Source organism: Aliivibrio friggae (genome assembly GCF_057368515.1).
Map to the genome: position 1 here is coordinate 192,808 of NZ_CM170649.1, position 15,224 is coordinate 208,031.

9 protein-coding genes are annotated in these 15,224 nt (G+C 33.1%); 3 read left to right on the top strand and 6 right to left on the bottom strand.

What is annotated here, in order from left to right; genetic code table 11:
- Positions 1 to 1,200 (bottom strand): EAL domain-containing response regulator, encoded by a 1,200-nt coding sequence (locus AC2INI_RS14480; protein WP_486306199.1) that lies wholly within the window; start codon positions 1,198 to 1,200, stop codon positions 1 to 3.
- The gene (locus AC2INI_RS14485) at positions 1,163 to 4,867 is read right to left on the bottom strand and encodes a transporter substrate-binding domain-containing protein (RefSeq protein WP_486306200.1); all 3,705 of its coding nucleotides are present in this window, start codon (positions 4,865 to 4,867) and stop codon (positions 1,163 to 1,165) included. Before AC2INI_RS14485 ends, AC2INI_RS14480 begins: the two co-directional genes overlap by 38 nt.
- Before the next feature lie 823 nt (positions 4,868 to 5,690).
- Here AC2INI_RS14485 and AC2INI_RS14490 point away from each other — a divergent pair.
- Positions 5,691 to 7,091 carry a hypothetical protein gene (locus AC2INI_RS14490; protein WP_486306201.1) on the top strand — a complete coding sequence of 467 codons (1,401 nt, stop codon included), beginning with the start codon at positions 5,691 to 5,693 and terminating at the stop codon, positions 7,089 to 7,091.
- A gap of 352 nt (positions 7,092 to 7,443) precedes the next feature.
- Here AC2INI_RS14490 and AC2INI_RS14495 read toward each other — a convergent pair whose 3' ends face one another.
- From AC2INI_RS14495 to AC2INI_RS14510, 4 genes are all read right to left on the bottom strand, one after another.
- Positions 7,444 to 9,411, bottom strand: coding sequence for a GGDEF domain-containing protein (locus tag AC2INI_RS14495; protein WP_486306202.1), 1,968 nt, complete (start codon positions 9,409 to 9,411; stop codon positions 7,444 to 7,446).
- Entirely contained in the window at positions 9,408 to 10,571 is a 1,164-nt protein-coding gene (locus AC2INI_RS14500; RefSeq protein WP_122032143.1) for a sugar ABC transporter substrate-binding protein, read from the bottom strand. The genes AC2INI_RS14495 and AC2INI_RS14500 overlap by 4 nt, the downstream gene beginning before the upstream one ends.
- Before the next feature lie 119 nt (positions 10,572 to 10,690).
- Complete coding sequence (locus AC2INI_RS14505; protein WP_486306203.1) at positions 10,691 to 11,299, bottom strand: response regulator transcription factor; 609 nt, start codon at positions 11,297 to 11,299, stop codon at positions 10,691 to 10,693.
- A gap of 29 nt (positions 11,300 to 11,328) precedes the next feature.
- Positions 11,329 to 13,155: a sensor histidine kinase gene (locus tag AC2INI_RS14510; protein WP_486306204.1), complete on the bottom strand. Its 1,827-nt coding sequence runs from the start codon at positions 13,153 to 13,155 to the stop codon at positions 11,329 to 11,331.
- A 186-nt stretch (positions 13,156 to 13,341) separates the two neighbouring features.
- Here AC2INI_RS14510 and dsrO point away from each other — a divergent pair, with 186 nt between their 5' ends.
- Both dsrO and nrfD read left to right on the top strand, forming a co-directional pair.
- Positions 13,342 to 14,118 carry a sulfate reduction electron transfer complex DsrMKJOP subunit DsrO gene (dsrO, locus tag AC2INI_RS14515; protein WP_486306205.1) on the top strand — a complete coding sequence of 259 codons (777 nt, stop codon included), beginning with the start codon at positions 13,342 to 13,344 and terminating at the stop codon, positions 14,116 to 14,118.
- Entirely contained in the window at positions 14,115 to 15,215 is a 1,101-nt protein-coding gene (gene nrfD, locus AC2INI_RS14520) for an NrfD/PsrC family molybdoenzyme membrane anchor subunit (RefSeq protein ID WP_486306206.1), read from the top strand. The genes dsrO and nrfD overlap by 4 nt, the downstream gene beginning before the upstream one ends.
- Positions 15,216 to 15,224 lie beyond the last annotated feature (9 nt).

Sequence of the window (15,224 nt, forward strand, 5' to 3'; positions counted from 1 at the left end):
TTATACCCCGTAAAATTTATTTAATATTTTTAATTCTTCAATAGACATAGGTTTACCTGTGTAAAACCCTTGACAGAGATCGAAGCCCATTTCATTTAAATATAACCATGTTTTTTCATCCTCAACCCCTTCGGCTACAATGGTCATATTCATTTCTTTTGATAACTGATAAGAAAAATCAATAATAATTTTTTTTGTATCGTCCTCTAAACAATTTGTAATAAAAGAACGATCAACTTTCATCTCTGTAAAAGGAAGTGTTGATAATTTCAGTAATGAAGAATAGCCAGTGCCAAAATCATCAATAGAAATCCCAACCCCTTGTATTCTTAAGCGTGATAAATGTTCTAATAATATTGTAGAGGCATTAAATGCTTCTCTCTCGGTTAGTTCTATAGTGAACTTTTGGGGTTCTATATTATATTTCTTACATTGATAAAAAAAGTCTTCCGAAAAACTTTTCTTACTCAACGATTCTTGAGTAACATTTATTGATGAATTATATAATAATGATCCACTTGAATAATCCTTTAATGTATTAATTAATATAATATTAAAAAGCTCATCAGTTAGGTTGTTCTCTTCTATAATAGGTAAAAATACTGCTGGAGGTAATACACCATATAAAGGATGTCTCCAACGAGCTAATACTTCTAGCGATACAATTTCTTTTGAATTGAAATTGACTTGAGGTTGATAATAATTAGTTATTTCTTCATTCCTCAATGCAAATAATACATCATCAATATTTAATTCAATACCTTCATTAGATATTTTATTAACGTACGTATTTTTGTTTATTTTTTCTATTATAATCGATAATTCCTCAGTTTTAACAGGCTTCTCTATAACTTCAATAAATGAAAAATTCAAATTATCACACATGCTTTTTACTGTAGATAATACAGATAAGTCCATCGCACTTAATACGACAACTCCACCAGAAAACCCTAACTCATTTAATAAAGTCAGTAACTTAACACCATCCATCTCTGGCATTTTTAAATCACAAAAAATAAGGTCAAAATCTTGTTTTTTTATTAAATCTAAAGCATCAAATCCGGAATAAACGCATTTAACATTTAATATATTTATTTTCTTCAAGTTATTAGCTAATACATTAGCTTGAAGTTTATGATCATCAACGATAAGTACACTAAAATCATTCATATTTATATTTATACCATAAAGAAGCTTCATTAATCATTACTTTCATATCCGAAATTAATTTTCCTTTTTGGATAATATATTCACTTGATTCAAATTCCGTATCCGACAATTCATTGATTACAGTCACTATTGAATCAAAACCAATACTCCCCATTCCTCCCTTAATTCTATGCAGAGTATCTTTTATTTCTTGTTCAGAAGAAAATGATAATAAATCAGTTAAATCTTCACTCATTGTTTCAATAAATAAATTAATTAATCCACCATCATCTAATTCTAAGAATTTATCAACAAAAGCACAATCACAACTTTCTTCAAAACCAGATAAATAGGATACTAGAATAGTATTCAATTCATATATACTATAAGGTTTAAATAACATATGATTAATACCAAAATGAGTTCCATTAAGTCGGGAAACTCTTAGATCTTCAGCTGTACATCCAATTATTGGTTTATCATTAAAATCTATAATTTCTTCTCTAATTTTTTTAGCAAGAGCGAAGCCATCTAATATTGGCATATGGCAATCAGTAATTAATAAATCATATTTATCTGGACTAATTTTTAATTTATTAAAAGCTTCTAATCCATTATTGGTAACATCGGCACTTACACCGAATTCACTTAACTGCTTTACTAATAACGTTTGGTTTATCTTATTATCTTCAGCAATTAAAATATGACCTACAAGTTTACTTAAAGATTTGACATTAGAATCATTTTCACGTTCTATTAAGTTAAACAATAATGTATGAAGTTCATCAACAAATAAAGGATTTGAATTTACTGACAATATATTTTCATTGTTGTCTGAATTAACTCTATTATATCCATCTAAAGATATAATAACAGAGTATGTTATATCTTCTTCATAAATTTCATTCCCATCGATAATTGTTACTTTTTTCTTATCTACAGGGAAAGAATAATCGTTTTTAGTCCATTCTCTTATCCATTGATGTATCGCTTCATCCTTCACTTTACAAGTAATATCTAATTTAGAAAAAGAAGCTCCATAATTAGAAACCACATCAATTGGAATTATACATTCAATCTCTGTTCCTACATTTTCAGAGCTTACTATATTAAGCTCACCTTTCATTAGCTTAATTAACTCATTAACTATATTTAAACCTAGCCCTGTTCCACCATATTCACGGGCAATACTATTATCAGCTTGAGTAAAAGGTTTAAATACTGATTTTAATTGTTTTTCATTCATTCCTAGTCCAGTATCAGAAATAGCAATTTTTAAAGATACATCACTAACTTCAACCTTAACGCTGACGTAACCTATCTCAGTAAATTTAACAGCATTTGATAATAAATTATTTACAATTTGGCTCAACCTTAATGAGTCAACTTTAATTACTTCTATCGATGTAGGTAATATAAATAAACGAAACTTAATACCCTTTTCAAGAGCAGACGCATTATGTAATCTAAACACATTTCCTAATTCTCGTAAATAATGGCAGTCTCTAAGCTCTAAACTTAGTTGTTCAGCTTCTAATTTAGAAAAATCTAAAATGTCATTAACAAGTAAATGAAGGTGATGCATTGATGAAGAAATATTTTCAACGATTCCTTGCTTTTCTGTTCCTTTCACTCGCGTTGAAAGTAACTCAAGTAAGCCCATTACACCAGCAATAGGCGTACGTAATTCATGACTCATACTTGCAAGAAAGCGTTCACGTGAAATGACAGCATCTTGTGCAGCTTTATTAGCTTTAATTAACTCAGCCTCTTGCTTTTTTTGTTCCGTAATATCATGAATTACGGTTAATAAATATGTAATATTTGTTTTTGGATCTATTATTCGCTTTCTAACTCTATCTACTTGAGCAAATTGCAACTTACATTGATTTGATACTAATAATGTATCATTAATTGTAATACCTTCGGTAATAATCTTCTTATTCTCATTTATATATTTCTCGTCTTCATTTGAAAATAATATACAATTATTGCACTGTTCACCTTGATAGAAATTACAATTACTTAAAGATACTTTAGAATTAACTCCATGTATAAAAATTATACTTGGTTGCTCATTAATAATATTCTGTAACCATTCTTTTTTTGATTCTAATTGTTTCGTATCTTTATCTTTTAATGTCACTTGAAGCTTTAAATTATTAAGCCAAAAATAAACGACTAAACAAGATAAAATAATAACAAAAATTAACGATAATACGACTTTGTATACTCTGCTTTTTTCATAACCATAAATAACATTAAATTGACGATACCCACGCTTTAGTTTTTTCAGTTCTTCATCATCGACGGTTTCTAAAACGGCATTAACGACATCTGAAAGAATTTTATTTTTTTTAGATACTGCAAAAGAAATATCTATAATTTTATCTTTGCTCTTTCCTACAACAAAACTATCTGTAAAATCTCTTGCTAATATCCCTTGTATAAGATCATCGGGTAAATATGCTTGGCTAATTAACCCTAATTCCAAGTCTTTTAATAAACTTTGACTATCACTATAACTTATCACTGATTTAGAGAAAACACTTCGAATATAATCTAACTTACTGTCATTTGATGAGACTAATACACCTATATTATTATATTTATTAATAGCTTCAACTTTTTCTATAGAACGATATGTAATAGATATGTATGGATTGCTTAATGTTATATCCTTATTATATTCATTTTCATAATAGGCGACAGGAACTAAATCAACATTCCCAAGAGAAAGTTCATCCCAAACATTCTCATTCGTATTTTTAATGTATTTAAATTTAAGACCTGTTCTTGCTTGTATTAGCTTTAAAAAATCATATAGATACCCAGTTATTTTACCTTCTTCATTACGATAAAATAAAGGGTAAGAGTCTTCGTTAAGAGTATATTTTATGATTTGCTCTTCAACACTCATGTTACGATATGCTAAATTCAACAAATCACTTTGATGGTATATATTATCTGATTTAATAGAATGTATATTAATACCATCTCTATATGATTTTAGTACTTTATTGACAATACTAATGAATGTTTTATTTTCTTTTGACGTAATTACACCTGCTTTTTCTGGCTCCAACCATTCAGGTAGTAATGTCGCACCAACTATTATATTATTATCATTCAAATATTTTGCGATTGTTACATAATTTGCAATAATCGCATCAGAACCTCCTTCATTTACCCAACTAATGGCTTCTGAAAAGAATCGTGCTTTTTTTATATTAGTAACCCCTTGCTCAACAAGACGGTCACAATAAATAGTTCCTTCCACACAAGTCCAAGATAGATCTTGAATTGGTAAATACCTTGCTTTTGCTTTTCTATACCAAATAGCAATATTTCCTTCAAAAAAAGGCTCAGAGAAAATATATTTATTACTTCGCTCTGGAGTTTTACTAAATCCAAGAGCAATATCAGACTCACCTGATTCGACACTTATTAGTAATTCTTTTATTGTTTCAAATGTATGATATCTTACATCTATTCCTATAATATTCGAAATACTATTAATATAATCAATATGAATTCCGAAGAAATCGCCGAATTTATTTTTTCCAATATAAGGAGATTGATTTGTTGATAGTACTGCCACAGATATTTTTGGATTGTTTTTTATATAGTCTTTTTCAATCTGAGAAAAATTCAATTCAACCGAATGAACCGTCATTGGTAATAATAAAAAAATTATAAATTTAACAATGTTTTGCATATTTTGAAACCAACTACAATTTAAAGACATCCCTAGGGTAAAGCTTAATTAATCTATGTCAATATTTCCAATACACATGAAAACTGATAAGCGATTGATTTATATATATATATAGTTACAATGTAGGCAAAGACCTACACAAAACTAAAGATTAACTGACAAGTTAACATTCAAATTTTAAGTAAGAATCACTTCTTTTTTAACTAACATTTATTTATCTCACAAGCTCAAAGAAAGTGCGTTTATAATTTTAAATTACTGAATACCATAGTATATGATATTTTAAAATATGAGCTAAAAATCGTGTAATCTTAATACTTATATATCGTAAGCACCCACTACAATTAATGCAAGAAATAACCTACTACCACGTAGGTTAAGTGCACTTTAAAAGTAAGAGGGAATTTTTAATAATATAATTATCATAAAGTTATGAGTAAAGCAGCATTAGAAAACACAACGATATATAGTTAAAAATGCTATTGGGGCATGATGTTGATTAAAATCATTTCATAAATTATTATTAAAAGCCATCAAATAATCAAGTTATTGTATTGTAGAAGTAGAGGACTTACTTGTGTCTAATTCAATGTTTAACCATGTATTGCATATTTGCCAACTTAGAACAGAAAAAGCTGGTATTCGTTTAGCTTCACTAACAAAAGACGAGTTATTACTATTGATAATATCATCTTACAAAGAATCTAGATCTAATAATAATTATTTTGAAAAAATTCGTTAGTGCTAAATTATTATGAATTTTTTTTATTATAACAAAAAAAACCAGATACGAGATGGTTTAATAATTAAAAGTATCGTTGCAATGATAGCTATCATTCCGTTCCTTATATCTTTTAATGCAAGATCATCACTATTAAAACTGACTAGTGAAGAAGAGATAAATTTAGATGAAATAAAAACTAGTTTTGACTATAGAAAAATGGTTATTGATTTGAATAATATTGATTCTGATATTTATAGTTTATCAGCGGAAAGAGATGAATTAATTAATTTAGAAATGAGGTTGAACGAGAGTAAGGAATTAGTTACGAATAAATTAAAATCCTCCTTTGAAAATAATGCCGACGAATATATTTCAGATAAATACTATCAAGAAATGAAAGAATCGCATAATGAAATATATAAAAACAAAGAAAACATTAAAGAACTAAGTAGTAAGATAAAAATAATTAAAAATGAAAAAGAAACATTATCAGATACGGTTAGTGATATAAGAATAAAAAGAAAGAAAGAATTATTAAAACTGAAGAACAAAGTCAGAAAAAGGTACATTAATTCACTAAAGGCCCCTATTATTTTGAGCTCTAAGGGCTCCATATCTTGTGTATCAAAAAATATGGATAAGTGCCTATTAGATAATAAAGAGAATATTACTAACTCAATATTAAGTAATAGTAATTATATAAACACTAATGACAATAAGGAATTCATTATCAATGATGCAATTATGGATTACTCTGGTTTTTTATCTTATAATGTAAGTATTAAATTTTTAGAATCTTATAATAAAGATACAAATTTAATTTTAAATAAAATATTTGAAACGACAGATTTCAAGTTAATTTTGAGAAGTAATTTCGATGATGTTACATTTGTTATTGATGGTCTAGATGTTGGTGTGGGTTCTTTTATATCAACTACAGTCAGTAGTGGGAATCATAAAATAACAGCTATTTATAAATCCCTTAATAAAGTGGCAAATGTTAATATTTTAAAAGATAGTGATTTTACTTTCTCTTTTAACCAGTCACCTCAAAATACGAATAATAATTCAATAAATGGATCGCCCCATAACGAACCGGAAACAACTATTAAAAACAATACCGAAAATGGTTCACTTTCTATTTTCAAAAACCCAATACTTAAAGTTGCTTATAATGAAAAAGGTAATTTATTTGTCATTCCAACCTTTCCAACATTAGATAAAGATAAAATAAACGATAATACAATTAGTAATGGAAAACAAATATTTGGTAAGTTAAATTACGGCCAAGCATATAATATATGTAAAAATATAACAGAAAAATCTAGACTGCTGAATGAAGATGAATATATTTTATTATTTAATACAAATAAATTTAATGCTAACTTTATTAGTAAGCTAGCATTTTGGACTAAAAATAAATCGCTAATTCATAATGATAAAAATTTTACACCATACTCTAACTCAATCGGTAATGTAGTTTGTTACATTCCAAGTTAAAAAAGGATTTATTATGACTAGGAAAAAATATGCTTTTTATATATTTATAATATTCTCTTTATTTATGGTAGAATATACCAGTGTAAGTTCGCCATCTGTATATGTAGTTTTGTACCTTCTACTCTTAATTGTCTCTAAGCTGAGAATGAGTAATTGCGGGTTACCTTCTTATTATTTGATCATGCTCATAGTTCCAATTGTTAATTTATTCTTCTTAATGAAATTACTCTCGATGGAGCCTTACCCCTATACTCATAAGTATGAAAAAATTAAAAATAAGATCCTTGATGGAAAGATGTACAAAATTAATTAGATAGTAAAAATAGCACATTAATTAAAATGTGCTATTCCATTATAAATGTAAGTAATATTCTCTCTTATCTTGATACATAGACTCATCAGCAATAGTGAACATTTTAAACAAATCAGTATTATCAGAGCACGCCCAACCAATAGAGTAATGCCCATCATACACTTTTCCTTCTTTATCAAAGAATTTTAAGCTTTCTTGGCTTACTTGTAATTGTTCAGCCAAGGATGCGCATTCTTTTCTAGTCATTCCCTTAGTTAAAAGAGCAAACTCATCACCACCAATTCGATAGAAAGACTCGTTTTCACTCAATAAGCCAGAAATGTGAGAACTGCTAACTCGGATAAGTTCATCACCTAAATCATGGCCATATTGGTCGTTAATCGCTTTTAAGCCATTAACATCTAAGATAAATAATCCAAAGTTCCAAGTGGCTTCTGAATCTCGATAGCGTTTTTGATAATGTGCAAGATCTTCATCGAAAGCCTTCCGATTACCACATTGCACCAATGCATCACTTCTTGCGATATCAACTAACTCTAACCACGAGGAAAGCTGTTTAACAAATAACTCAAATACTAATTGATTTGCTTCTAATTGAGGGCTAGATTCAAACCTCAAGCTAGCTAAAAATTTATCCTTGCTAGATAGTATTTGAAGCCCCTTATGGCTTCCTAAAGGTTTAAATCGTAACTGCCACTGAGTGTCAGAAAACAGATGTTGTAATTGAGCTTCTACTTTTTGAGGTAAATCACGATAACTCAATGTTTTATATATTGAACCAAACTCTATCACTGCTGCTAAATTGTTCTTGTGTAATTCTTCTCTAGTTAAAGCATCACTAAGTTGAGCGGTTTGTTTTGTTACTTGAACCTCAAGCTCTTGATTAAAATTGGAGAGTTTTTTATTGCTTCGTTCAATGACTTTTTTAGAATCATTTAACTCATCATTTTTGTTTTTAAGTTCACTCAATTGATTTCTGATCGTAATGCTCATTTTATTTAAAACCAGTGCCATTCGATCAAATTCAGAGAATTGAAATTTCTTACCCTTTACTTCTTTGTTGGATGCATAACTAACTATAGTGTCTTCTATATCGATAAACTCTCTAGAGATCCAACGAGTGATCCCCATTGCGATTAAAAGAACCGTTATAAATGTCCACCCAATGACAGTAAATAAAGCCAAAAGAGAGGATTTCATCTCCTTAAGGCGCTCTATATCTGAAAATTGATAAGTAATATCAAGGGCTAAAGGCGATGAGAATGACGAGTTATTTAAGACAAAAATCCGCTCAAGAGCCCCACTCTCTGTCATCTCTGTTTTTAGCTCACTACCAGTATCTAAATGAGGGTTCAAATCAAAACTCTCATCTTTTAGTAAAAAATGTTGGAAGCTCTGCTCTATGGTATCAAACGATATTAGAACAACTACGTAACCAGATGCACGATAACGGCCTGCACCTTCTAAGTTATAAGCCAACATTGGTGTAATTAAAGCAATGCCCTTTGACGAGGGGATCCCTTTGATTAAATTTGGTTCTGTATAGAAATGCGCTTTAGTTAACCCCTGCTCATAAATCGATTTATCTGCACTGATTTCGTTTAATAATTGGCTATTTTCAAAGTGATAAGGCCGGCCATTAATATCATATAATGGTTCCCATTTATCATTCAAAATATAAACGCTGTTAATCAAGTGCGACAATTCACTAAACCGAGTGAGATTGTGCATAACAACGCTTGTATACAAAATATTATCCAATGCCTGAATATTGAATCTATCGCGAGATAGCCAATTTAGGCTTTGCTGGATGCGATCAAACTCCACGACTATTTCTTGAGAAATCGTTGATACTGCATTTTGAATTTGTTGTTCTTTTTGATTAAATAATGTTTCACCAATACTACTGGTCACAAATTGACTAATAAAAATTAACGGAGCTAATGATGCAATTAGCAATGTATAGGTAAAAGATTTACGTAAACTAAAATAAGGACGAGTAATCATAAATCTTCCACTTTAGCCGAAAATCGATCAATTAAGTTCTCAATATATACCATTGTTTCTTTCTCTGGCATACCATCTGAATGACGAGAGGCCCCTCTGGCTAATGCTTCCCATACAAAAGAAACTCGTAAACTTGTAGGCATAGGTTGAGATTGTAGATATTGCTGATACACCGCATTCATTACTTTTTTATTGGGTAATATTGCAGCTTGATTTACTTCTGTAGAAGCTGATATGTATTGATGTTCATTAATCAAACGAGTCAAAAACTCTTTATCCTGTGCTAATTCCATCAGTTGTTTGATCATTGCTCTTTTTTCAGGATCTTGGAAGCTCGTTTTCGTCATTGTCAGAACTTTACCACCAGACAAGGATTTCATTGGTATGCCTTGGTAACTCGGTAATGAGGCGATTCCTAAATCAGAACCAAACTCTTCAATTAAGTGACTAACAGCCCAGTCACCATCTATAAGGTAAGATGATTTACCATCAATAAATAATTGGCGGCTACATAAACTATTACATTGCGTACTGAGTTTATTTTTTTTTGCAGTATTATAATAAAACGCTAGTGTTTCTAAAGATTTAGGATCATCAAAGTGAAGTTGGTCTAAAGGTACATTTGGACGAAACAGACTGAAAAAAACTGAGAAAAAATACATATCCTTCACACTATAACTAATGTGCATCTTATTCGGTTCATTTTGAGACAACGCTTGCAGTTGCTCCCACTGTGTAACAGGTGTCGCTGTCTTAGTCTTATCATAAAAAAGCATGAGGTGATTACCAAGAAACAGGGGTAATCCCATATAACGATCGCCAACCATCGCACTCTGTTTTGCTGCTGATTCTAATTGTTCTTGTTTTATCCATGCTTTAGGAATAGGAGTAATTCCAATAAACTTGTGCAAACCTAAAAAATCAGAAGGTACCCATGCTACATCTGGCATGTAATTTTTCGATCTAGATGCCAATAATAATTCCGCTTTCATTTCATCAATAGAAAACTTGCGAACCATCAGTTTATTACCCGTTCTCGCTTCGAATTCCTTTGCGAGTTTCTGATCGACGTTATCGCCAAATGCACTCCAAAACTCCAACATTCCGGCTTGTGAAGAAAATGAAAATAAGAGACTGATTAGAATAAGGTATTTAGGCATGGTAATTAAAGACTTCTGAAAGGATTAGCTATGGGACATTTACACCGTAAATAAGAAGTAAGGCATTATATCAGACAAAGCAAATATTAACCCTTACTATTAGTAAATGACTTTATATCTTATAAAATACTCTTAGTTATATTTGCAAAACTCATCACTAAATCTGCCACGGTTTTGGCTTGGCATTTTTTCATCAAACTTGAACGATGCACTTCTATAGTTCGTACAGCGACGCATAATTTATCAGCAATTTGTTGATTACGCTGACCTTTCACGATGAGTTTTAAAATCTCCATTTCTCTTTCTGTTAGCGCATCAAACTGTCTTTTATTTGCTTGATACTCATACATGGTTAAAGAATGCGTTATCGCTTTATGAATAGCCAAAGCCAATTTTTCGCCATCCACTGGCTTTTGAAAGAAATCAACCGCACCTAACTTCAACGCATCAACGGCCATAGGGACATCACCATGACCAGTTAAGAAGATAATCGACAATGGGCTCTGTTGTTGGTTTAATCGTAGTTGAACCTCTTGGCCTCTCAATATCGGCATTCGACTATCAAGTACCACACAGCCAGGTTGTGATAAATCCACTTCATCAATAAACGCCTGTCCATCTTCAAAAGTAGTCACGTTAAAATCATGGCCTTCTAGCATAAACACTAATGAGTCTCGAACTGATTCATCGTCATCAACCACATAGACTGGCACATTTATTTTTGACATGATTTACTCCCTTTTAACTTCACTGGCAATTAATGCGCACTATTATGACCTGTTATTGGCAAGGTTACTGTGACTTGGCAGCCTTGTGACTGAGCAGATTGTAATAAAAAAGTTCCATTATGGTCTTCAATTACATCACGACAGATTGCTAGGCCTAACCCTAATCCATTCTCTTTAGTTGTGACAAAGGCCTTTGATAACGGTTGATTATTATCAACTAATCCAATGCCACTATCTCGAATGACTATCTTAATATTCTGCTCACTCATGGTTGTCTCTATCCAGATCTTATGAGCTAAAGTGCCCTCTTGTTCTTCCCGCTGTAAACAGGCATCTGCCGCATTATTTAACACATTTAATAATACTTGTTGTAAGCCGACAGCATCACCCCAATATGGGTAACTCTGCTGTTCATTATCTTGTATTATTTGAATCTCTTTCTTTTTAAAATCATAATCAAGTAGCAATAACGTATCTGAAATAATGTCTTTAATATCACAATTTGATTTAGCAATAGTACGTTTATTTATTAAGGCTCTTAAGCGTTGAATAATGCTGTCTGCGCGTATCACTTGCTGTTCTATTTTCTCAAAGATTGGGGCTAACTCTTGTGCCTCGTTTCCTTTTTTTATCCGCAATAATCCGCCTTGGCTGTAATTGCGAATCGCGGCTAAAGGTTGGTTTATTTCATGCGCTAAACTGCTGCCTAACTCCCCGACAATTGCCACTCTCTGTGCATGCTCTAACATGGTGTTTTTTTCTTTTAACGAGTTAAGTGTATTCTCTAATTCTCGCTTACTTCGACTAAAACGATATTCCAATAAAAAGTGATAACCATTGAGCACAATCACCAGAATAAATAGCATCCATCCCCATTGTTGATTTCGCTTTAGCCACGACATCGCTTCTTGCCACCACGGTTTTTGCAGTGGATGCATATCTAAACCTTGGTACAATTTATCCACCGACAACTGACTTACTGCAGGTGTCCAGCCTAATGAGTTTGCTGCAATAGCCGCTGGATGATCACTTGGTAATGACAATAATGCTCTCGTAATTGGTTTCGCTAAGCCTTTATTCGCTCTACCTGTTTTTGCAAACGACCAATTTGGGTAAAGCGGTGTTGAAGTGGCACATGGAAATTCTTGGGGGGCGACGTTATTAATGACTCGAAAATTATCTTTATTAAGCAAACCTTCTTGGCTCATTCTTTCTAGTAAACACACGGGGACTATCGCTCCTTCTATATGTTTATCTCGCAATTGATAGAGCAGCGCATCCAGAGGAAAGCCTAGAAACTGAATATTAGAAAAATAATGAGATTGACTTAAACCCAGTTTATTTATCTCATACCGCATCGTGAGATAACCACCAAAAGCATTATCATTGACCGCAGCTAAAGGATAACCACTTAAAGAGTCAATAGCTTGATATGAAGAGTCTTTTAGAACTACAAAAGCTGAACCAATGGCATGAGTGGTACCTGATTGATCATTACCATTCGCGCTGTTTAACGTCGCAAGCCAAGATAAAGAAAACTGACGCCCAAGTCGTACTGCTTGCCCAGGGTTAGTGATCACAAAATCGACGGTTTTATTCTCTACCGCCTGTTCCATCTCAGAAAGAGTAAATGGATGTAGGACAAAAGCCGTATCAGGAATATTAAGAGATAGCCAATCCATTGTCGGTTGCCAACGATGATTCGCTTCTAACGCACCTCGTGTAGCTAATACACCTACATCCACGTTCTGAGTTTGAGCAACAGCCGTGTTGGAGAGCAATGCACAAACTATCCCTATAAATATAACAAAATATCGACCTTGCTTGTGCCATTCCATTCTCTGTTCTTTGCTCATTACACTCTCAGATCCATTACTGACTTAACTAGGATATCAATATCTGTTTATTTCCCAAGTTTTTTCTTGTTTTAGATCAAGTGAGCTTACGCTATGTGGAAAACCACAGTAGGCACAACAGACTCAATTATTAATAATTTGTTCATATTTTGACATACGCAGTAAACCATCACAAAAAGAGGTTTTATGGACAATACCAAACGTCGATTTCTCAATCGTCTTGGCACACTCACCGCAGGCGCTGCCATTATTCCTGTCGCAGGAGCTGGTACCTTATCAGCCACTAGCATCATCCGAAATAATAACCAACCGGATAGAAAAGGCATGGTGGGTAAACGCTACGCCATGGTGGTTGATTTACGTAAATGTGTGGGTTGCCAAGCCTGTACTGTCGGTTGCTCTATCGAAAACCAAGCGCCTATTGGCCAGTTCAGAACTACCGTTAAACAATACGAAGTGACATTAGATAATGGCAATACTGACGTTCAGAATGTGAAATCATTCATGTTACCTCGTTTGTGTAATCACTGTGATAATCCTCCTTGTGTCAAAGTATGTCCTGTTCAAGCGACCTTTCAACGTGAAGATGGCATTGTCATGGTGGATAACGAGCGTTGCGTAGCTTGTGCTTACTGTGTTCAAGCTTGCCCTTATGATGCCCGTTTTATTAACGAAGAAACTTTAACCGCTGATAAGTGTACTTTCTGTGCGCATCGTTTAGAAAAAGGCCTACTTCCGGCATGTGTTGAAACCTGCGTTGGTGGCGCTCGTGTAATTGGTGATTTAAATGATCCAAGCAGTGAAATCGTGCGTTTAATGGCAGAAAACCAAGCCGATATTAAAGTACTCAAACCAGAAGAAAAAACACAACCACACGTCTTCTACATCGGGATGGATGCGCGTTTTACCTCTCACATCGAAGGAAAAGCGGCGATTTATGATCCAAAAGGAGAGAACGCATGAACATCACAGAAGTCTTAATTCAGCCACAAGCGACCGCATGGCTACCGTGGGCAGTACAATATTTCTTATACATAGGATCTTCTTACGCCGCGGCTATTCTCTTTTTACTGAGCTTGATATTTCAACAACATACAAGCCATAAAATGCGTTCAGCTCTGGTTTTAACGGTGGCTATTGGGGCTATTGTTGGCCCATTAGCATTAACTGGCGATCTACATCAACCAGGACGTGCATGGCATTTCTTCTTTCATCTTACCCCTTGGTCTTGGATGTCTCTTGGTTCGCTTTTCTTACCTCTGTTCTCTGCATTAGCGGTAGCCACGGCATGGCTGTATTTACGCGATGATATTGCAGAGCTACAAAACAGCACTAATCCCATCGCAAAATTCGTTGGTTTATTGACCTTGGGCGATTGGAAAATTACTCATACACAAATGATCATTGTCGCAGCCATCACTACCTTATCAGGGCTGAGTATTGCTCTTTATACTGGCGCTGAAATTGCCATCATTGAGAGTCGCCCGTTATGGAATCAAGCCGCCTCCCCTATTCTTTGGTTTGTGACCGCTTTTCTGGGGGCGATTGGCTTTAGTACTTTATTGCTGTTTTTATTTCCCTCAAGCCATACAGACAAGACTTCAATGAGTGAGGGAGACGCCTCTCTTATCAAGCGCACCTTGGTATTAAGCTCTGTACTTTCTCTTATTTTAGTACCGTTATGGGCTTCAAATAATCCGACTTTTTCTTTATATGAAAACCAAGCATGGATCACTCGATTAGGCCTCTTATCTCTTGGTTTTATTGTTTGTTTTGTTGTCGCTCAAACCTTAAAAAACCTTAACCGCGCAAGCTTCATCATTATCACTGCCACCACCCTGTTTGCGAGTTTCTATTTACGTTGGGTAACCATGATGGATGTACAAACCATCCCAAAATTTGATGTTGGTGCATACCCATACGAACTACCAATGGGAGGCGCAGGTTTACTTGGCATCTTAGGAATGTTTGGTTTATGGATGGCACTCGCGTTAGCTGCATCCGAAATCGTGAATACGCAAAAAACCTCTCTTTCAACCACAAAACACACAACAAAGTAGGATTTAATT